We start from the raw sequence: 19,122 nt of genomic DNA, 5'->3' as shown, positions 1-19,122 counted from the left end.
TTTTTTTTTCGGGGGGCTATGTAGTTTGTAAGTGACACTTATTAACCCGGGCATGGCCCCGTCCCGGTTGGGATTGGACCCATAATGGCCAAAGATGTTGTGCATCCAGATCATGCGCCGAGCGGTTGGCCCGGCAGCTCAACTGTTGCAAAGAATTAAGCTGAAAAGAACATACGCAAGATGCGTGCGGAGCAAAGTGCGGGCCCGGTGACGCTCGGGATCGACATCGGCGTGATCAAGATGATCATCACCCATGCGGCGGCTGTGCACGGCCTCGACATCTCTCCGGAACCCGTCGATCTGGCGCGCGTCGCGCTCAAGCGTCTCGGCCTGATCGGCAAGGGCACGGAGCGGGATCGTCGGCCCACCACGGACGAGTTGAACCGCCTCTTTCGCTGCTTCGATGACAACGATCGCCTGACCCTGCCGATGACACGGATCGTGAAGTTCGCGGTGGCCACAGCCATGCGGCTCGACGAGATCTGCCGCGTCGAATGGACCGATCTCGACGTCGACCGCCGAATGCTCATGATCCGCGACCGAAAAGATCCACGCAACAAGACCGGCAACGACCAGCGGATCCCCCTTTTCGCGGCCACCGGCTTCGATGCCTGGGCGCTGGTCACTGAACAGGCCAAGCATCTGGGTCAAACCAACGGACGGATCTTTCCCTATAACTCGAAATCGGTCGGTACAGCCTTCCGGCGCGCCTGCGTCGAGGTCAGCGTGAAGGACCTGCATTTCCACGATCTACGCCATGAGGGCACAAGCCGCCTGTTCGAGGCCGGATTCGCGATCGAACAGGTCTCGCTGGTCACCGGCCACAAGGATTGGAAAATGCTGCGCCGGTACACGCATATCCGCCCGGAAACGCTGCACCGGCTCGCCGCGTCGCGCGCCTCTTCCCCACTCGAGACCCGTGCAGCCGAGTGATCGGAGAGTCAGAGGGGTGCCGTCCCAGCCCGTGACGGGTTTGGAGGTCGAGAGAGAGGCTTTCGGCCGCCCGTCGCGGGAGAAAACCCATGAATACCGAAATCATCGATGCCGGGCGTGACATGAGCGGCGGTTACAAGGTGGATGTGTCGCGCGGCACGAATGTCGACCGGGTGTCGTCCGAGTGGTTCTCGCGGCCGGATGACGAGCGGTATCTGTCGCTCGACGATCTGTTCGCCTCGGTCAAGGGCCGGGCGGAGCGCAGCCGGACGCGCACGGTGGAGAGCGCGGCGATCCGGGTCGAAGCGCATCGCGACAACCCGGAGGAGCTGGGGCTGGTCCTGTCGGGGGCGGATGAGCCGATCGCGCCGACGCATTGGTCCTTCGGTCAGCTCTCCAGCCTCGTCGGCGCGCCCGCGGCCTATCTTCGGCAACTTCCCGCGCCGCTGGCGGGCATCAACCTGCAATACGGGCTGACCAACCACCGGGCCGAGCAAATCAAGACAATGGAGGTCGCTAATGGTCGCACGGAATTGCGCGCTGTCACAGGCCCCGACTACGGGCGCATCTACGACCATGAACTGGTCTCCGCCGTGCAGCGCATCGCGGGCAACTGCACCGGCGACACCCGCTGGAAGGTCCCGGGCGTGCTCGACTGGTCGACCGGTATTTACAACCCGCGCGTGGACGTCACGAAGGAGACGACGACGCTCTACGCCTCCGACCGCGACGTGTTCCTGTTCCTCGTCGACGACCTCAACCCGATCGAGGCCGGACTGCTGCCCGACGGCTCGCCCGACCTCTATTTCCGGGGATTTTATTGCTGGAATTCCGAGGTGGGTGCCAAGACGCTCGGCATCGCCAGCTTCTACCTGCGCGCGGTCTGCCAGAACCGCAACCTCTGGGGTGTCGAGGACTTCCAGGAGATCACGATCCGGCACTCGAAATACGCCGCCTCGCGTTTCGCGCACGAGGCCGCGCCTGCGCTGAGCCGCTTCGCCGAGTCCTCGCCCGCGCCGTTCATCGACGGAATCCGCGCGGCGCGCGAGAAGATCGTCGCGCGGTCGGACGAGGACCGTCAGGACTTCCTCCGCAAGCGCGGGTTCTCGAAGGCGGAGACAGTGCGGATCGTCGAGACGATGCTGGCCGAAAAAGGCCGCCCGCCCGAGAGCGTGTTCGACTTTGTGCAAGGGATCACGGCGGTTGCCCGGTCGAAGCCGCAGCAGGATGCGCGGTTGGTGATGGAGGGGAAGGCTAAGGCGTTGCTGGAGAAATTATGATCGCGCTTAATATAACATATATTCAATGCTCTGCAGAGATAAGCTCACGCACTGAATGAAGATTTCGAGGGGCGCTATAGCCCCTCGATCATGAACTCGGGCGCACCTTGCCAAACCAGTTTCCAGCTCGCGCCCGGGCGGACATTCTGGATGATCCCGGGATCGAAGGCGACGAAGCACCGCCCGCCCGAATGCCGGACGGAGGGGTAGATCAGCCCGCGATGCCCCTCTGCCCTCAGATCCACGGCAAGGCGCTGCCCGGCCGCGTAGCCCTGCTCGGGGACCGGATCGAGCGCTGGATGCTCCTCCCTGTGCAGATCCGGGAAATCCCCGATGAAATCCGCCAGAAGTTCCACGTAACGGGCCTCGTCCTCGTAGCGGCCGATGAAACCCAGTTCGCGGGTCCAGTGAAACCCGACCTCCTGCGCGCTCGTCAGCATGTCCCAGGCGCAGTACCACGCGCCGCGGTCGCCGGTGTTGAACCGGTTGCCCGAGGGTCTCGTGTACGTGAAGGCCGCGTTGATATGGCTGTGCCCGTAGAGGGTCAGGTCATGAGACCGCCGCGCGAAGGCCAGTTCGCGGCGGTCGAGCGCGGGGCTGCCCTGCGCCTCGGCGATCAGGCGGGCACTGGTCTCGCCCTCGATCTCGGCGAGAATCGCGGCCTCCTCGTCGCTGTCGACCAGCCCTCGCAGCACCGGGGGCTTGTGATGGGTCTCGGAAATCAGCCGGACAAGGGCGCGATCATTGACAGAGGTGATCCTCAAACCCCGCCCCTAAGCGCATCGACATAGCTGCGCACGCGCAGGATCTTGGGCAATCCCCCTTCGATCATCGCGTCCACGGGCCGTGCGCCATCGAATTCCGGACCCCGGTTGGACAGCTTCACCCACTCGTGCGAGGTCGGCGCGTTGAAGTAGAGCTCGAGCGACTTGTAGAGGCCGATCAGCGCGCTCAGGCGCAGCATTTGGTCCCGTGTCAAATCCCCCGCAAAATCGGGCTTCTTCGCTCGCTTCCAGGTCGACTCAGACATGTCCGCCAGCGTCGCCGCTTCACGCAGGGTGAGCGACCAGGCCTCCGCGATCCGCGCGAAGGCCTTGAGAGCGACACCCTGCCGATCCGGCGCCGGACGTTCCAGAACAAGGTTTTCCATGTGTTGGCGCTCCTTAATAGGTTGACTGATGATATAAGGCCATATGGATTGCATTGCAAGTCCATATGGCCTCGTCGGTGCCCCCAGAGTAAGAGGGGTGCCAGGTTTTCCGTGACGGGCTTGGAGGTCGGGAGAGAGGCTCCCGGCTGGCCTGTCGCGGAGATATCCCGATGACCAAGCAACAGAAGATCACCCTCAGCGCCTCGCGCGACATCCCCTTCAACAAGCTGATGCTCAGCCAGTCGAACGTGCGCCTCGTCAAGGCGGGCGTGTCGATCGAGGAACTGGCGGAGGACATCGCGCGGCGGACGCTGCTCAGCTCCATCACCGTGCGGCCCGTGCTGGACGACAGCGGCGCCGAGACCGGCATGTAGGCGTCTTGAACTTCGGTTCTACCGCGCCTTCGCGCAGGGACTTCTTGATCGTATTGCGAGACAATCCCGTCCGACGGGCAATCTCTCGAATTGGCATTTTATCACGCAATGCCCAGCGTCGAATGACACTCAAAAATCCCATGTCGATCACTCCAAATCTCCCCAACCAAAACCGTCGGGGCAATGTGTTCACATGGGTCAATTCTCAGTGACAATTTATGGGCATACCGGGTCAGTTCTCAGTGACATTCAACACCGGTCGCCAGCACAATGCTGATCGCCGAAATGCCTGAGATCGGCACCATCACCGGTGAAGAAGCTGCCGCACTCACCGGATTGGCCCCGGTCGCGCATGACAGCGGAACACTTCGCGGGAAACGAGCCATCGCCGGCGGTCGCCGTGCCCTACGGCACGTGATGTTCCAACCGCAAGAACGCACTCTTCGCCGGTCACGATGCCGGGGCGCAGAACTGGGCGATGATCGCGTCGCTGATCGAGACCTGCAAACTGAACGCCGTCGATCCCCATGCCTGGTTATCCACGACACTCAGCGCCATCGCACAAGGCCATAAACAATCCGATATCGACGCCCTCCTGCCGTGGAATTACAAAGGCCTGACAGGGGGACCGGGCCATGAGCATCATCGAATTGAAGATCACGCTTGAATACATCGAGCCCGCCGTCACGCGCACCCTACAGGTGCAAGCCAATATCCGCCTTGATCGCCTCCACCTGACCATCCAGGCTGCAATGGGCTGGACCAACGCGCACCTCTACATGTTCGAAGCGGGCGGCGCGACATGGGGGCTGCCCCCGTCGCGGCGGAGCGACAGACCAACGCCAGGCGGAGACCGGTTTGTTCGGCCTGCGTCAAACGTGCAGCGGATTCCCTCTCCAAGCTGTCTTCCATCGCTTTTTACCTTTCAGGCCTTTCCCTTGTGAGATAAGGCATGCCAACAAGGTTGCGCCGGAACAAATCGATTGCCCCAGCGCAACCTGTTTTCCCTATTCTGGACCGTTCAAGCCGCCTTGAACCACGAGACGATCTCTTGTGTCGCCCGGTCGATGGCCTCAGGCTGATCGTAATAGGCAAGATGGGGCGTGTCGTCCCAGATCACTTTGGTTTTGGTTGTGTCCGGCACGGCTTTCAGGTGACGACGGGCCGCTGACGGAAGAAAGCAATTATCCCCGTGGATCATCAGCCATGGCGCGGTAAGCTGGTTCGCCGCGTTGATGGAGTCGTAGTCCAGCAAATCAGCATCGCTCATCACCGCATATCTGTTGTCCCATTGGGCCCGGTCGGCCCACGGCTGATACCATTCCCACACAAAGCCACCCGGCATTCCGACGTTCCTGTCCGTCTGGTCGACCGCTTTGACATAGTCCACCTGGCCTTCAGTTTCGTAGCGTGCCTTTGCTGCCTCGCCTTGGGCTTTCCGTTCGGCACGGCCGGCTTGCGTCAACCATTCTATATCACCTTCTGCATCACGGTAGTGCCCTGCAATCGTTGCAAGGCCGCACACGTCGTCGCCAAGCTCTGCGGCAGCACGAAAGGCTTCGGAACTGCCCTGACAAATGGCAAGTACAAATACCCGGTTCGCCTCTACGTCCTCGCGTGATTTGAGATAGGCGACAGCGGCCTTCAGGTCATCGACCTTGTGCGCAGGGTTTTCCCAAGCGCGTGGCGCGCCCCCGCTCTCGCCGCGATAACGGCTATCGTACGCCAGTGCGACGAAACCCTGTTCACCCAAGCGTTTTGCATACTGTGTTGGTGCTTGTTCCTTCTGGTAGGTCATCGGACCAATGATCGCGACCGCCGGGCGTTTGGTGGCACCTGCGCCTGATGTGTAGACATCGCCGACGAGGTCGATGCCTTCACTCTTGAAAGTTACCTTCTCCATGTTTGGTTTCCTTCTATTTCTGCGTGTTCGGAATGGCACGGCACCTTGCAGTGCCATGCAGGATCGCGTCAGGCGTCGGGCGCTTCAACGTCCGACCAGTCGGCAACAAGCTGGGGGGCACGACCGCCGAGCACTTGAATGCCTTCCAATGCGGTTCTGATTTCGGTCAACTCGCTATCGGTAAAACTGATCTTCGCAGCGGCGATGTTGTCGCGCAGATGGGGCATCTGCGTCGTCCCGGGGATCGGAACGATGGTGTCGCCCTGCGCCATCAACCAGGCAAGCGCGACCTGGCCGGGCTTCACCCCTTTTTGTGCGGCCCAGTCACGGGCCAGCTCCACCAATGCCATGTTCGACGCGCGATTCTCAGGGTCCATGCGCGTGGTCATCGAACGGAAATCGCCGGGTGCGAAACTCGTTTCCATGTCGATGGCACCGGTCAGGAACCCGTATCCCAGCGGGGCAAAGGGCACAAAGCCAATACCGAGTTCTGCGCATAGCGGCAGAATGTCGGCCTCGCGGCCACGCCACAACATTGAGTATTCGCTTTGTACCGCACTGACGGGTAAAACCTCATGCGCACGGCGCAGCGTGTTGGGACCCATTTCCGACAAGCCCCAATGCAGCACTTTGCCCTCATCCATCAGGTCTTTGACCACACCCGCAACGTCTTCAATCGGCACACTCGGATCAACGCGGTGCTGGTACAGCAGGTCAATGCGATCGGTTCCAAGACGTCTGAGCGACCCTTCGACAGCGCGCCGAATACGGTCTGGCTGGCTTGTTACGGTAAAGTCCCACTCCCCCGTCTCGGGGTCGACGCCAAAGCCGAACTTGGTTGCCACTTGAACATCATCGCGGAACGGCGCCATGGCCTCGCCCAGGATACGTTCGCATTCGAAAGGGCCATAGACTTCGGCGCAATCAAAAAATGTCACCCCCTGCTCATAAGCCGACCGGATCAAGCCGATCATCTCGTCCCGGTCTGGCACAATCGTGTGGAAGGTTCGGTGCATGTTCTGAACGCCCAGACCAAGCTCGGACACGTCCAGGCTCCCCAGCAGTCTGCGCCCGGTCGCAACGCGCGGCGTTGTCTGGGCGGTGGCTTGAGTTGCGCCCAACGCAACGGTTGCGGCAGCGGCGGGGATACCGGCAAGAAACGCACGGCGGTTGGGATTGATTGCTTCGTTTGTGTTCGTCATGGGAAAGCTCCTTGAATTATCTGTTTTGCGTGGTGATTGGTGAAAACTCAGCTTCCGGGCGTGTTGCGGACAAAGTCGTTGCCGCGCTCGGCGGTGGCAAAGAAACTCATGCCATCCACGCGCCAGCCGTCTTGGGTTTGAGTAAAGCTGTGTTCGTAGGTGCCCCAGACTTCCCAGAGCGCGTTGCCGCCATTCTCGGGCAAGGCACCGCGTTCCATCTGGTTCCATGCGTAGCCATGGCTGACCATGGTCGCCGAACCGTCAGCTTCAAACGTGATCCGGTGATTGCCACGCAGATGGAAAGACGCCTTTTCCTCGGTGAGGTTGGCCGACCATCCGGCGATGAGTCCATCGGCGGGGATCGTGGCGGGCTCACCCCCAATCAAAGAGGTGAAATCGACACGGATTTCGTCAGTAAAAAGGCTGCGGGCAAGCGCCCAGTCTTTCGCATCCACTGCCGCATCGATGGTATCGGCAACGCGGATCATCTCAGCATGATCGACGAGGGTTTCGACTGTAATCGGTGTACCGGCTGTTGTTTCAGCCGCAAGTGGCAGGCTTGTCGCAAGAGCAATGGCAGTGCTTGCAAGAGCGATCTTGAAAGTGCGTGTCATGATGTTTCTCCATCGGTGTCTGTATCGATGGGTTCAACATGGCAGCCCTTTTGAATAATTAGAAAGTCATATTTAGTATCTATATCATGCCTTCTGGGTATCTATCTCCAGAACCGTATCAGTCAGCAATTGGGTCAGGCTGCCAGGTGATTTTGGTGTTACAAACAGAAATTCGATTGGAACAGACAGCCCCTCGACTTTGCGGAACTGGACGCGGCGTGGCGGGCGCTGCATATTGGTCGAGTTCACGAACGCGCATCCTACGCCAGCAGACACAAGGCTGAGCATTGTTGTCTCGTCCATGGCCTCTTGCACGATCTGCGCCTCAAACCCGATACCCTTCAATGCGCCGAAGAGCTGATCATGATAAGCTGGTGCGACAGACCTCGGAAACGCGACGATAGGCAAGCCATCAATATCCTCGAAAGCCAGTGTCCCATCGCTGTCGAACACCAGATCAGTTGACGCCGCCAGAACGACGTTATCCGTACGGAGGGGGTGGACCGCTAGGGCTTCGTTCGAGATGTTGTCTTGGCGATAGACAAATGCTGCATCGATCTCGCCTGAGAGAAGGGCGTCAATCTGGGCCACCGAACTCATCGGGCGGATGTCCAGCCGTATGCCGTCATGTTTGCGCTTGAAGCGGTTTAGGGTCAGTGGCAGGTGCCCCGCCCATGACGCGGCTTCGAGCAAGCCGATCTTCAACGACCCCGCTTCCCCTTTGGAGATGCGTCGAGCAGTTTCCGCCGCATCCTCTGTGTCCTTGAGGATGGCGCGGGCCCGATCGGCAAAGGAACGTCCCGCGTCAGTCAAAACAACACGGCGCCCTTCGCGCAGCAGCAGATCAAAACCGAGTTCCATCTCCAAATCTCTAATCTGACGTGAAACGGCAGGCTGTGCGATGTTGAGGCGCTCGGCAGCATGACTGATCCCCCCATGCTCAGCGACGGCCACAAAATAGCGCAGATGACGAAGCTCCATGTATACCTCCAAGGCATAGTTTGGATGTTATATTAGCATTCGAGAGTATGCAGCCAATAGCTGATCTTTGGTGTCAACGAAACAGGATTTGGAGCAACCACGATGCCAAAGCCGTTCGATACACCACTCAAGGGCGCGGCCCTTGGTGCGATTACCGTTCTTTGCTGGGCTGGCTTCAATGTGGCGGCCAAGGCCGGGATAGATTCTGGCATGTCGCCTTCTGCTTTGAGCTTTTTGTGGTACATGATCCCTGGGTTGGTCGCCATTCCAGTTCTGATCTTGGTGCGACACCGGACAAGGAAGGACGGCCTGCCCGCTTACAAGCTTTGCATGCTCGCTGTGCTGAAAGGCCCTCTGTTTGGTCTCATTGCTGTTGCAGGCTAGCGGTTTGTGCCACTTTCTTATGGTTTGCCCTTCGCGCCGGTCGCCTTTTTTTGTGTCTGGAACAGTTTTCGGAGCGGTTCTTTTGAAGGAGCGCATTTCCGCTCCGCGTGTTTTTGGCACGCACGACAAGTGGCTTCCCGCCGTACTGGAGCCTCCGCAGATTACACAACTGGCGTTCGAGGTCGGCGGGCGCCTGGGAGCTGTCGATCTGCAAATTGGTCAGACGGTTGCCAAGGGCGACGTTCTGTTGACGATCAACCCCGAAGACTTCGGTTTGCAGAAACAACAGGCCGAGGCCGCATTGGCCGAAGCGGAAAGCGGATTGCAGAACGCGCGGGATGAGGCCGCGCGTCAAATTCAGCTGTTTGAAAGAAACGTGGCATCCCGCGTGGCGCGGGATCGCGCCGTTACGGCCCGCGACCAGGCCCTGGCCCGCGTTGAACAGCTTCGCAGAAACCTCGATCTCGTGCGCGGCAGCAATGCCGACACGCAGCTTTTGGCCCCTTTCGATGCGATCGTTAACAGCATCGAAGTTCAGAATTTCGGCGCGGTCCAGTCCGGCCAGCCCGTTGTCACACTCTATCAAGACAACGGGCTTCAGGCCCGCATCCTCGTCAGTTATCACGTCGTTTCCCAACTTTCCCTGGGCGATGCCGTCATGATCCGTCCCGCGGACCAGCCCGATGTGTCCCTTCCTGCCCGGATTTCGGAGATTGCACGGCGCGCACCAGCCGTTTCCGCGTTTCCGGTTGTCGTCAAACTTGAGGAAAGACCCGAAGACCTGCGCTCCGGAATGGCGGTCGAGACGGTCATCGAACTGCCGGTTGAGCAAAACAATGAAGGCATCCTGCTGCCCGTAAGCGCCCTTGCCACGCACTTCATGTTAGACCTCAAACGCGTCGGGGCAAACGGAGAGAAGCGGAGCGGGCAGATTTTCGTCGTGCAGGAAGGCGTTCTTGCAAAGCGTGACGTGACGATCGCGGGTATTGACGGCACCAATATGATTGTGAGCGGCGGTTTGAAGCCCGGTGACCGTGTCGTGACAGCCGGGGTGCCATTTCTATACCCGGATCCGGGGCGCGCGCGCACATGCAGATGCGTGGGCAGGTTGGCGCGGCGGCGCAGGCCCGACAGCGTGTCGTCGGCCACCAGCCTGCCGCGCGACAGGATCGCGATGCGGTCCGTGCGCGCCTCCACCTCGGTCAGGGCGTGGCTCGACAGAAGGATCGACGCGCCCTCGGCGGCCAGCACGTCGAGCATGTTGTAGAATTCCCGCCGCGACACCGGATCAAGGCCGGAGGTCGGCTCATCCAACACGAGCAGGCGCGGACGCCCGATCGGCGCCTGCGCCAAGCCTATGCGCTGGCGCATCCCCTTGGAATAGGTGCCGATCCGCCGTTTTGCCGCCGCCCCCAGATCGACCCGCTCCAGCAGCGCCATGACGCCAGGCGGATCTTCGCCCTTGAGGCGCATGTAAGTGCGGACCGTCTCCAGCCCGGTCAGCGCGGGATGGAACGCCACGTTCTCCGGCAGATAGGCCACGTGCTGCCGCGCCACGCCCGATCCGGGGGCCGCGCCGCAGACCGTGACCTCGCCCGCATCCCTAGGGATGAGGCCAAGGATAATCTTCATCAGCGTCGATTTCCCGGCTCCGTTATGGCCGATCAGGGCCACGCGTTCGCCGGGACCGACCGCAAGGCCGACCGCGTCGAGCGCCGTCATCGGGCCGAACGTCTTAGTGACGTTCGAGAGGATCAAATTCTTCGTCAACACTCGGTCCATTCTGTAGTCGGTCAAGAGCCCGGGCCTCATAGGCGAGGATCTCGGGCGGGATGGTGATCTCAATGCCGCGCATGCGCGGCGCGCTGTCCAGAACGCCGCCCGGCAGGGTTGCGGGGAAATCGGCTGGGCATGGCGGATCAGTTGCACGGCGGGCGACCCGATCAGGAGCCGCGCGGAGGGTTGCGACCACAGGATATGATCCATCAGGCCATTAGGGCGGAAGCGGCTGTCGGCGACGCCGTCACCATTGAGGTCAAAGGCCACATGGTCCGACCAGAAACTGCCGCGCCCCTCATGGCTCCATTCCACATCGGTAGAGCCCACGTATTTCACCTGCGTCTGGTTCCCGACAAAGGCGTTGTCGAAGATCGCATTGCGCTCGGACCCGGCGGTGAAGTGGATGCCGATCTCGCAGCCCTCGAAGCGATTTCCATGCACGATATTGCGGTGCGAATTATAGATGAAGGTGCATTTCTCGTGGGTGCCGCCGCGCACGTAGTTGCCGCGCACCTCGCCGGAATTGGCGAAGTTCATCATCACGCCATGGGTGCGGTCGACCAGCGACAGGTAGTCGATCACCCGGACCCGGTCCGAGAACATGATGGCAAAGCCCATCGTGTTGCCGACCGAGATGTTGCCGATGATCTCGCTGTCGGGCGAATACATGAAATGCACCGCGAAACGCAGGTCGCGCATCAGATTGTCGCGAAACACGTTCTGACGCGAGGTGTTCACGAAAACGCCGTCGCGCCCGAAGCGGATATCGTGGCCCTCGATCACGGCGCCCGGGGCGTTCCAGACATAGATGCCGTTGCCGCGGTCGTTCATGCGGTGCAATTCCCGCCCGATGACGGTGTTGCCACGAACCATGCTGTCGCGCGATCCGAACAGGTGGATGCCGACATGATTGCCGATCAGCCGGTTGTCTTCGACCAGTGTGCGCAGCACGTTGCGGCGGATCTTGATGCCGCTGTCGATGTCCGGGTGACTGTCGCCGGATCCGACGATTTCAAGCCCACGGATCGTGACATCATCGGCCATGACGGTGATGACACTGCCCGCGCCGCCACCATCGAGGATGGCCGCCCCCTCCCCCTCCAGCGTGAGAGGGCGGTCGAGGATCACCGGGCCATCGTGACGGCGCGGTGCAAGGATAAGGGTATCGCCGGGATCGGCCCCGGCAATGGCCGCCGCCAGCGCCCCCGGCTCTGCGGGCACGGGCGCCCTCTCCGCCCGGGCCGGAAGGTCGAGGACGGCCAGAACAGCGGCCAGCAGAAGGGGGCGCAAGCGTTTCATCATGGCGCTCAGGCGACCGGGTTCACGAACATCCGGCCACGCATCTCCATGTGGAGCGCGTGGCAGAACCACTGGCAATAGTACCAGCAGACCCCGGGCTTCGCCGCAACGAAAGTCACAGAGGATGTCGCCATCGGCCCAACCTCCATCGCCACACCGTGATCGCCCATACAGAAGCCATGCGTCAGATCGTCGATGTCATCGAGGTTGGTGACGATCACCGTGACCTCGTCGCCCTGGTTGACGGTGAAGCTTTCCAGCGAGAAGGTCAGTGCCTGGGAGGACATGTAGACCCGCACCCGGTTGCCGTCGCGCATGATCGTGTCCATCCAGTTGTCGATATCGATGCCGTCGGCTTCAGCCTGGCGTCGGGTCTCGGCCCACATCGGCTCGTCACGGTTCCAGATGCTGGCCGGGTTCACAATCGAACGATGCACAAGGATCGAGTCGTGCGGTTCCGCAAAGGTCGGGCCGTCATGGACCAGTTCCATATCGTCCCCATCCAGCACGAAGAGCTGCTCGTTCTCCGGCTTCAGCGGGCCAGTGTTCAGGAACCGGTCCTTGGAGAACTTGTTCATCGTCAGGTAGTACTTGGCTTCGGCATCCAGCGTCTCGCCCATACAGGTCGAGTTGTGGCCCGGCTGATAGTGGACATCGTTCTTGGAGATGATCGGATCCACGTCGGCGCCATTATACAGCTCGACCGCCCGCGCGAGGTTCCACTTTACAACCTGGCTGTCGAGGAACAGCGTGGTGAACGCATTGCCTTGCCCATCGAAACAGGTGTGAAGCGGCCCGAGGCCCAGTTCCGGCTCGGCCACCACGACCGACCGGGGATCGCCGCACTCCTTGTAACGGCCGCAGCCAGTCGAACATCCGCATGCGCGCGGGAATGGCGAGCGCGGCGCCCAGCGGGCACATGTAGCGACAATGGAACCGCTCGAGGAAGAGCCCGGCAAACAGGATCGCCAACGCGGAGAGGACGAAGCCCCAGTCGCGCGCGAACCGCAGAACGATGGCCGTCTTGAACGGCTTCACCTCGGCCAGACGTTCGCCCATGTCGAGCGAGGACAGCGCGGCGGCGAAAAGCCCCAGAAAGACCACGTATTTCAGCGCCCAGAGCCGCTCATGCAGGCCCGATGGCAGTGTGATCTGCGGCACGCGCAGCTTGCGCGCGATCTGGTTGGTCAGTTCCTGCAAGGCGCCGAACGGGCACAACCAGCCACAATAGGCCCCCCTGCCCCAGAAGATCAGCGCAGCGGCCACCGACCACCACAGGATGAAAGTCAGCGGGTCCAGCATGAAAGCCTGCCAACTGAATCCGACCATAAGCGCATTGGCCAGTGCCATCAGGTTCACGACCGACAGTTGCGCACTTGCATACCAGCCTAGAAAGACCAGCGTCAGGGTCAGGAACCCCATGCGGAACCAGTAGGTCACGCGCTCCGAGCGTGTCAGGAAGCCCTGGAAGAAGAACGCGCCGCTCAGCACGAGCAGCATCGCCAGGAGGCCAGCGATCTCAAAGCGCTTCTCCCACCAGATCCGCTCGATCAGCGCCATCTGCGCGGCCCGTTCCGCCCCGGCATCCGCGGCATCATCCATCGTGAGCGAGGCCGGAGCCGCCCGCGCCGTCAGATAGTCGCGCAGAAGCCGGTAGCCCAGATCGAACGTGGTGAAGACCCGCTCCAACACGGCGACATCGCGTTGCACGCGTCATGGCTCCGTCGGATCGAAGCCGATATCGGCGGCGAAGCGGAAAACGCCGATTTCCTCGAGATCGGGCGCGCCGTCGGCCAGCACGTCTCCGATCCGGTGGTGATCGCGGTCGCGAAAGCGCGTAGACAGATCCCCCTGGATCAGCGCGATCCGGTCAAACAGCCCGCCGCGCACATAGCCCGAGCCCTTGAAGGAATACATGCAGCGCCCCATCACGAGGATCGCCTGCTCGCCCTCCTTCAGCCAGGCCTCCAGGTTCGCGTGTTCGGCGTCCCCCAGAAGCATGCGGCCAATCGACGGATGGCTGACCAGGGAGGCGTAAAGATCGATGAAGGTCTCTTCGGGCGGTTCGGTCAGGGCCCGGCGCGCGGTGCGTTCGTCTTCCATCGCCGCGAAGGCCTCGTTGAGCTGCCCCACGTCCAGCGTCATGCGCCGCACGGTGCCGTCGCCCACCTGGGTAAACCAGTCGTCCGCCGCGTCGGCCTCAAGGTTCAACTCGAACCGCGGGCCGGTATCTTCGGCCAGCGCCAGCCCTTCAAGACCCAGACTGCGCGCAACGCGGATGCCGGAGCGGATGATCGAGTCGTCGATCACCATGATGGTGACGGTGGCACCCGAGATGATGTTCAGATCATCGACCGTGCCACCCTCCGCGCCAACTTCGGCCAGATTGAAGCCGATGCGCTGCACCATCAACTCGGTGATGCGGCGTTCGGGGATACCGATCAGGGCGATGGGTTCGGAATGTTCGACCAGCGACAGGCCAATGATGCGCGCGTTGTCATCGACCGCGACCATGGTGTGGATCGGCTTGCCGGAATACCCGGTCGTGCCCACGAAATCGGACGTGATAAACGCCCAACCAATCCGCATACCGTCGCGCAACACGGGGGCGACGGGGAGGTCGCTGTGCACTTCGCCATAGTCGGTCGCACCCTCGACCAATTCGGCGGCGGGAAACTCGGCCATGTAACGGGTCAGGTGCGGGGTCTGCGCTTCGACGCCGCGCGCGAACAGCACGAGCGTCACCACGGCAAGTGGGATCAAGACCAGACGCAGGACCGTGAGGGATCGGAACGGTAAAGGGCGCGCGATGAGGGGCATTGCGGTCGCTTCTAGGTAAGATCTGACGAAACGGGAGGGCCGCGTGGGCGCGGGGCAACGGCGGGGCACGGGATCGGCGTGTCGAAGGCGATGGCGCAGGAGGCGAGGCAGCTGGTGTCGAGGGGCACGGCAACGCCCCCGGACGGGTCGACCGCCGCATGGGTCACGGTCGTCAGGCAGGCCGCGCACAACTCGCGCAGGCAATGCTCGGGGGCAATCGGCGTGCCGGTTCCATCGAGCAGGATCGTCTGCATTTCGCCGCCGCCGCAGATGACGACCGATGTCAGACCGCTCGGTGCCGGGCCCGGACGCACCTGCGCGTAGCCATGGGCCACCGCGCCCTGGCTCAGGGCGACGACCATCACCGGCGTGATCAGCGCCGTGAGAAAACGCGGACAACGGGCCGGTCGCACGGGGCGCCCAGGCGACGTGCGGCTGGACAGACAACACCGTGCGAGCCTCGCGACGACGGCCAACCGGGGGAACCGGGGCGAACCGCTGTCTTGTGTCTCGATCCGGTGGTGCCGCATCACATCATTCTCCTTGCCGCGACCGGGAAAACCCGGCCCTCGGAAAGGATGAATCACGCGGTCAGGGCCACCGTCTTGACCTGAATCAATCCGGCGGTTGGTGGCGACCGAAACAAATGAAAGGCCCACTTGTTTGGGGGGTAGACCTCCTCCTTCTGGAGTGGTGATTTGACAATTGTCAATCGTCTCATCCCAAAAATGCAAATGCCCTGTCGCGTTCAAGACTATGATTCTCTTATATTCTTTCCGTCAGGAGGCGATTTGTTCCGACGCAGGGAAACCTCGGCACAGGGTCTTGCGTGCCTTGGCGACCGACCCCGCGGAGCGATGCGCCTTCGCACTGCCGGACGGTTCGTCGGCAGGCGGATGTCAGGGCAAGGGGCTGACGCCGAAAACGATCGGGTGAAACCAGATCAGGGCTCCGTACAGGCCCACACCCAGGATCAGCCGCAGCCCGGTATCGACGACCGCAAAAGTCCCGATCAAGGGGCGCGCGCGCAGGCGTTGGCGCAGATCGTGCCAGGCCCCCTCCCCCATCGTACGCCGCTTGCGCCGGTCGACCATCCGCCTGCCGATAAGCGCGAAGCCGGCGAAGGTGCCGAACAGGATCACATGCGCGAGGTCGCCATTCGGCAGGACATGCACCCCGGCCCAAAGCGCGAGTGCGGTCAGCAGCGGGTGGCGCGTCAGGCGCACGATCCCGGCGCGGGCCGGGTCGAACCGGTCGTTCCGCGCCCCACCGAACGACAACGGGTTGGGCCGCGCGATGGCCAGCGCCAGGATCAGGCAAACCGCCAGCATCACGGCCAGCACGACATGCGCGTGCCAGGGCGCCCATCCCCAGAGCGGCTTGAGCGGTGCCCGCGCCGCCGCTCCGATCACCCAGGCCAGAACGGCCAGGGACAGCGCCGAATAGGCAAAGGTAAAACCGCGCTGGCCCAACCGCGCCTCCAGCCACGGACGCAGCGGCGGGCGCACCGGCAATGCATGGCTCGCGAAGAAAACGGTGAAGGCAAGTGCGAACTCGGCCCAGGCCATGCGTATCAGGCCGTCTTGGCGGCCGACAGACGCACCAAGAGCCGCCCGTAGATCATGGCGAACCCGCCGAAGGCCGCGATCCAGGCCAAACCGGATGCGGCATAGAGGAACCCGGCCACACCTGGCCAGACACCGGCGGCGACGCGAAGAAGCACGCTAAGCACAATCAGGGCGTAGATGGCGAAAGTCCCTTCACCTGCATGAAGCGCCTGCCCGGTGTGCCCCAGCGTTGCGCGGGTCATCACCCCCAGCGTCATCAGCCCCAGCGCACCGCCCATCCACAGATGCTGTGCCGCCCCGAGCCCGGCCAGACCGCCGGTCAGGATCTCGGCCGCCAGAGCGAGTGCGCCCAGCGGCAGGAACAGGTATGCGACATGCAGCACCGTCACCAGCGGCTCGGCCAGAGTCCGATGCCCCTGCCAGCGCGCAAGGCGCACCAGATGCAGCAGCCCGGCGGCCAGAAGGACAAATCCCGTCACCGCATGGAACGGCAGTGCGACCCAAAGCAGGAGCGCGGTCAGCAGGACCAGAAGCGACAGCTTGTCGAGGCGCTGCATCGGCGGCGTCGGAAGCCGCACCGCGCCCCGCTTCACCAGCCAGTTCCGTGTGAAGGAGGGCACGATGCGCCCGCCGATGACCGCGATCATCATGATCCCCGCACCAAGCCCAAGGCGCAGCCCGTAGCCCTGTGCCGGGAAACCGCCTGTCGCGGCCTCATAGTGGAACATCGCATTGCCGAGTGCGAAGACCGCCAGCATCCCCAGCACGATCAGGTTGCGCCAGTTCCGGCCCGCCACGATCTCGCGCGTGATGGCGAGGCCGAGGATCAAGGGGAAGGCAAGGTCGACCGCCGCCACGAGGCCGGGCGGCAGTCCGGTAGAGACGGCGACCGCAATCCGTCCGAGAAGCCAGAGCGCCGCCAGCCCGCCCAGCCGCCAGCCCACGATCGGCAGTCGGCCCGTCCAGTTCGGCACCGCGGTCAACACAAAGCCCGCGATCACGGCGCCGAGATAACCGAAAAGGAACTCATGCGCGTGCCAGCAGACCGCGCAGAACGCCGTCGGCAGGGTGACATGGCCCGTCAGCATGGCGATCCATAGGGCCATGGCCAACGCGGCAAACACCGAAGCGCCGAAGAAAAACGGCCGGAACCCGTAGGTCAGGATCGCCGGGCCTTGCCAGTCGCGCATCAGTTTCGCGGTCGTTGTGGTCATGCGGGTGCCTTTCGCGACAAGACAGATCGGGGTTCGGTCAAGATGATGTCAGGGACAGCCTCGCGCGGCCCTGCGGGCGCCGTCGGGCAGACCCTACGCGGTGCCGTAGCAAGCTGTGGCCATAGCGTCGCCGCGACGGGGCGCAAGGCACCGACCAGGCATATGCCGCCCTGTGCGGGCCGCTCTGCGATCCTGGCCGGAAAACTGCCCGTCGCCCAGCGCCCCTGCGCCGTCACACCCGCCGGTCGCATGGCCGCCTCACGCGGGCTGTCCGAAGCGGGGAAAGAGCACATCGTTCTCCTGCGCGATATGCGCGGCGAGATCCTCGAACCGCGCCCCCAACCCGCCATAGAGCGACCGCCAGGAGCCGCAGGCATGGTCGGGCGGCGTCAGGTCGGAGGTCATCGGCAGGATCAGCGCGATGTTCTCGGCGTGGTCGTCGAGATCGGCACGCATCACCGCGATGGGGTGCGCGATGCCAGGTCCGCCGCCCGCGCGCATGGCGGGAAACAGGATCGTCTCTTCCTTCGTCATGTGATCCTCCATCTGCTGCGCGAGCGCGCGTACGGCGCAGGCCAGCCCGCTCGGCGCGTCCGGATCGTCGGCATGGACCCGCTCCACCCGGTCGGCCAGGGCCATAGGCGAGGCAAGGTCGTCGCGGTGCATCTCGTGATACCGCTTCAAGATATGGTCGATCAGAGCGCCGGTTTCCTGCGAGACATCGGTGTCTTCGGAGGCTTGAGTGAGGTCTTTCATCGCGGGACCTTTCCTGGCCGTGCCACACGGGCTTGCCCGGAGCGCAGCGAATTGGTATTTCAGATACGCATACCATCGAACGAATACGCATCTCAAGTACCGAATAAGGAGCGCGACCTTGCGCCTCACGTCCTTCACCGACTATGGCCTTCGCGTACTGATGCGCATGGCGGGCGCCCCGGAGCACCCCTTCACGACAGCGGACCTCGCCGACGAATTCCGCGTCTCGCGCAACCACCTGGCCAAGGTGATCTCGGCGCTGGCGGCCGCGGGATATCTGGAAACCCGCCGCGGCGGCGGCGGCGGCGCGATGCTCGCTCAACCGGCCGAGACGATCCGGCTGGGCGATGTGGTGGCGACGCTCGAAGCCGATCAGGCGCTGGTGGAATGCTTCGCCGCCGACGGCAACGCGTGCACCCTGACGCCGCAGTGCCGTCTCAAGGCCCGGCTCGCCCATGCCGAAGCGGCGTTTATCGCCGATCTCAACCGCAGCACGCTCGCCGATTGCATCTATCGGCCGGTGGAGGTCTGACCACCGCTCCTGGTTGGGCCGTCAAAGGCCCGAGAACCTGTAGGGTAAATATCTGAGTGGTTTGATCAGGACGAAGAAGTTGGCGTTGGGGACGCTCTATTCAGCATCATGAACATACAACCGGGTGACCCATGATCCCTAGCGTCGCCTTGCTAAAGTCTCCCGCCATTAACTTGAGACATACCCGGCAGCCCTGCAGTAATTCCAGCACTCCTGTGGCGAGTAAGAACGCCCGACCTGTGCGATTGCGCCGAACATTTCGGGTGAAGGCCCCCCACCGATCCGCCCGGGGGGGGCCTTGGACTTTGGAAATGCAATTTAGGGGGGTTGGGG

Annotated in this window: 17 protein-coding genes and 8 pseudogenes; 9 read left to right on the top strand and 16 right to left on the bottom strand. The window is 62.6% G+C overall.

What is annotated here, in order from left to right:
* The first annotated feature begins 207 nt into the window (after positions 1-207).
* Entirely contained in the window at positions 208-933 is a 726-nt protein-coding gene (locus HEP69_RS17325; protein WP_290559772.1) for a site-specific integrase, read from the top strand.
* Positions 934-1,022: 89 nt separating this feature from the next.
* The gene (locus HEP69_RS17320; RefSeq protein ID WP_290559771.1) at positions 1,023-2,213 is read left to right on the top strand and encodes a DUF932 domain-containing protein; all 1,191 of its coding nucleotides are present in this window, start codon (positions 1,023-1,025) and stop codon (positions 2,211-2,213) included.
* 74 nt (positions 2,214-2,287) lie between these two features.
* On the opposite strand, the gene HEP69_RS17315 is transcribed toward HEP69_RS17320, so the two are convergent.
* Positions 2,288-2,977, bottom strand: coding sequence for an RES family NAD+ phosphorylase (locus HEP69_RS17315; RefSeq protein WP_290559770.1), 690 nt, complete (start codon positions 2,975-2,977; stop codon positions 2,288-2,290).
* The gene (locus tag HEP69_RS17310; RefSeq protein ID WP_290559769.1) at positions 2,974-3,363 is read right to left on the bottom strand and encodes an antitoxin Xre-like helix-turn-helix domain-containing protein; all 390 of its coding nucleotides are present in this window, start codon (positions 3,361-3,363) and stop codon (positions 2,974-2,976) included. The genes HEP69_RS17315 and HEP69_RS17310 overlap by 4 nt, the downstream gene beginning before the upstream one ends.
* 170 nt (positions 3,364-3,533) lie before the next feature.
* On the opposite strand from HEP69_RS17310, the pseudogene HEP69_RS17305 reads away from it, so the two are divergent.
* A pseudogene (locus HEP69_RS17305) lies at positions 3,534-3,731 on the top strand (hypothetical protein); the annotation flags it as partial.
* Between the two features lie 4 nt (positions 3,732-3,735).
* Here HEP69_RS17305 and HEP69_RS17300 read toward each other — a convergent pair.
* Positions 3,736-3,879: pseudogene (locus HEP69_RS17300) on the bottom strand (helix-turn-helix domain-containing protein); the annotation flags it as partial.
* Positions 3,880-4,007: 128 nt separating this feature from the next.
* Between HEP69_RS17300 and HEP69_RS23780 the strand changes: the two are divergent.
* The 3 genes and pseudogenes from HEP69_RS23780 to HEP69_RS17290 form a co-directional block, all read left to right on the top strand.
* Positions 4,008-4,121 (top strand): annotated as a pseudogene (locus HEP69_RS23780) (transposase); the annotation flags it as partial.
* A gap of 40 nt (positions 4,122-4,161) precedes the next feature.
* Positions 4,162-4,404, top strand: a pseudogene (locus tag HEP69_RS17295) (transposase domain-containing protein); the annotation flags it as partial.
* A complete protein-coding gene (locus HEP69_RS17290) occupies positions 4,373-4,681 on the top strand; it encodes a plasmid pRiA4b ORF-3 family protein (protein ID WP_290559768.1) in 309 nt (102 codons plus the stop codon). The pseudogene HEP69_RS17295 and the gene HEP69_RS17290, both read left to right, overlap by 32 nt.
* A 77-nt stretch (positions 4,682-4,758) precedes the next feature.
* Here HEP69_RS17290 and HEP69_RS17285 read toward each other — a convergent pair whose 3' ends face one another.
* From HEP69_RS17285 to HEP69_RS17270, 4 genes are all read right to left on the bottom strand, one after another.
* Positions 4,759-5,640 (bottom strand): alpha/beta hydrolase, encoded by an 882-nt coding sequence (locus tag HEP69_RS17285; protein WP_290559767.1) that lies wholly within the window; start codon positions 5,638-5,640, stop codon positions 4,759-4,761.
* Between the two features lie 68 nt (positions 5,641-5,708).
* Complete coding sequence (locus HEP69_RS17280; protein WP_290559766.1) at positions 5,709-6,842, bottom strand: aldo/keto reductase; 1,134 nt, start codon at positions 6,840-6,842, stop codon at positions 5,709-5,711.
* A 47-nt stretch (positions 6,843-6,889) separates the two neighbouring features.
* Entirely contained in the window at positions 6,890-7,456 is a 567-nt protein-coding gene (locus HEP69_RS17275) for a nuclear transport factor 2 family protein (RefSeq protein ID WP_290559765.1), read from the bottom strand.
* An 84-nt stretch (positions 7,457-7,540) separates the two neighbouring features.
* Positions 7,541-8,437, bottom strand: coding sequence for a LysR family transcriptional regulator (locus HEP69_RS17270; RefSeq protein ID WP_290559764.1), 897 nt, complete (start codon positions 8,435-8,437; stop codon positions 7,541-7,543).
* Between the two features lie 102 nt (positions 8,438-8,539).
* Between HEP69_RS17270 and HEP69_RS17265 the strand changes: the two genes are divergently transcribed.
* Complete coding sequence (locus tag HEP69_RS17265; protein WP_290559763.1) at positions 8,540-8,821, top strand: hypothetical protein; 282 nt, start codon at positions 8,540-8,542, stop codon at positions 8,819-8,821.
* A 19-nt stretch (positions 8,822-8,840) separates the two neighbouring features.
* Positions 8,841-9,830, top strand: a pseudogene (locus HEP69_RS23775) (efflux RND transporter periplasmic adaptor subunit); the annotation flags it as partial.
* Between the two features lie 59 nt (positions 9,831-9,889).
* On the opposite strand, the pseudogene HEP69_RS17255 reads toward HEP69_RS23775, so the two are convergent.
* The 9 genes and pseudogenes from HEP69_RS17255 to HEP69_RS17215 all read right to left on the bottom strand — a co-directional run.
* Positions 9,890-10,603: pseudogene (locus HEP69_RS17255) on the bottom strand (ABC transporter ATP-binding protein); the annotation flags it as partial.
* A 171-nt stretch (positions 10,604-10,774) separates the two neighbouring features.
* Positions 10,775-11,899, bottom strand: a pseudogene (gene nosD / locus HEP69_RS17250) (nitrous oxide reductase family maturation protein NosD); the annotation flags it as partial.
* An 8-nt stretch (positions 11,900-11,907) separates the two neighbouring features.
* Entirely contained in the window at positions 11,908-12,858 is a 951-nt protein-coding gene (locus tag HEP69_RS17245) for a hypothetical protein (protein WP_290559761.1), read from the bottom strand.
* 256 nt (positions 12,859-13,114) lie between these two features.
* Positions 13,115-13,201: pseudogene (locus HEP69_RS17240) on the bottom strand (hypothetical protein); the annotation flags it as partial.
* Positions 13,202-13,612: 411 nt separating this feature from the next.
* Positions 13,613-14,719, bottom strand: coding sequence for an FMN-binding protein (locus HEP69_RS17235; RefSeq protein ID WP_290559760.1), 1,107 nt, complete (start codon positions 14,717-14,719; stop codon positions 13,613-13,615).
* Positions 14,720-14,730: 11 nt separating this feature from the next.
* Positions 14,731-15,132: a hypothetical protein gene (locus HEP69_RS17230; RefSeq protein WP_290559759.1), complete on the bottom strand. Its 402-nt coding sequence runs from the start codon at positions 15,130-15,132 to the stop codon at positions 14,731-14,733.
* Between the two features lie 486 nt (positions 15,133-15,618).
* Positions 15,619-16,287 (bottom strand): NnrU family protein, encoded by a 669-nt coding sequence (locus tag HEP69_RS17225; protein WP_290559758.1) that lies wholly within the window; start codon positions 16,285-16,287, stop codon positions 15,619-15,621.
* 5 nt (positions 16,288-16,292) lie between these two features.
* A complete protein-coding gene (locus HEP69_RS17220; protein ID WP_290559757.1) occupies positions 16,293-17,501 on the bottom strand; it encodes an NnrS family protein in 1,209 nt (402 codons plus the stop codon).
* A 258-nt stretch (positions 17,502-17,759) separates the two neighbouring features.
* Positions 17,760-18,257 carry a hemerythrin domain-containing protein gene (locus HEP69_RS17215; RefSeq protein ID WP_290559756.1) on the bottom strand — a complete coding sequence of 166 codons (498 nt, stop codon included), beginning with the start codon at positions 18,255-18,257 and terminating at the stop codon, positions 17,760-17,762.
* Between the two features lie 118 nt (positions 18,258-18,375).
* Between HEP69_RS17215 and HEP69_RS17210 the strand changes: the two genes are divergently transcribed.
* Positions 18,376-18,789: an Rrf2 family transcriptional regulator gene (locus HEP69_RS17210; protein WP_290559755.1), complete on the top strand. Its 414-nt coding sequence runs from the start codon at positions 18,376-18,378 to the stop codon at positions 18,787-18,789.
* Positions 18,790-19,122 lie beyond the last annotated feature (333 nt).

Origin of the sequence: Aestuariivita sp. (assembly GCF_021404545.1) — a bacterium.
GTDB lineage: Bacteria > Pseudomonadota > Alphaproteobacteria > Rhodobacterales > Rhodobacteraceae > Aestuariivita.
This window is presented reverse-complemented; position numbering and strand designations above follow the sequence as displayed.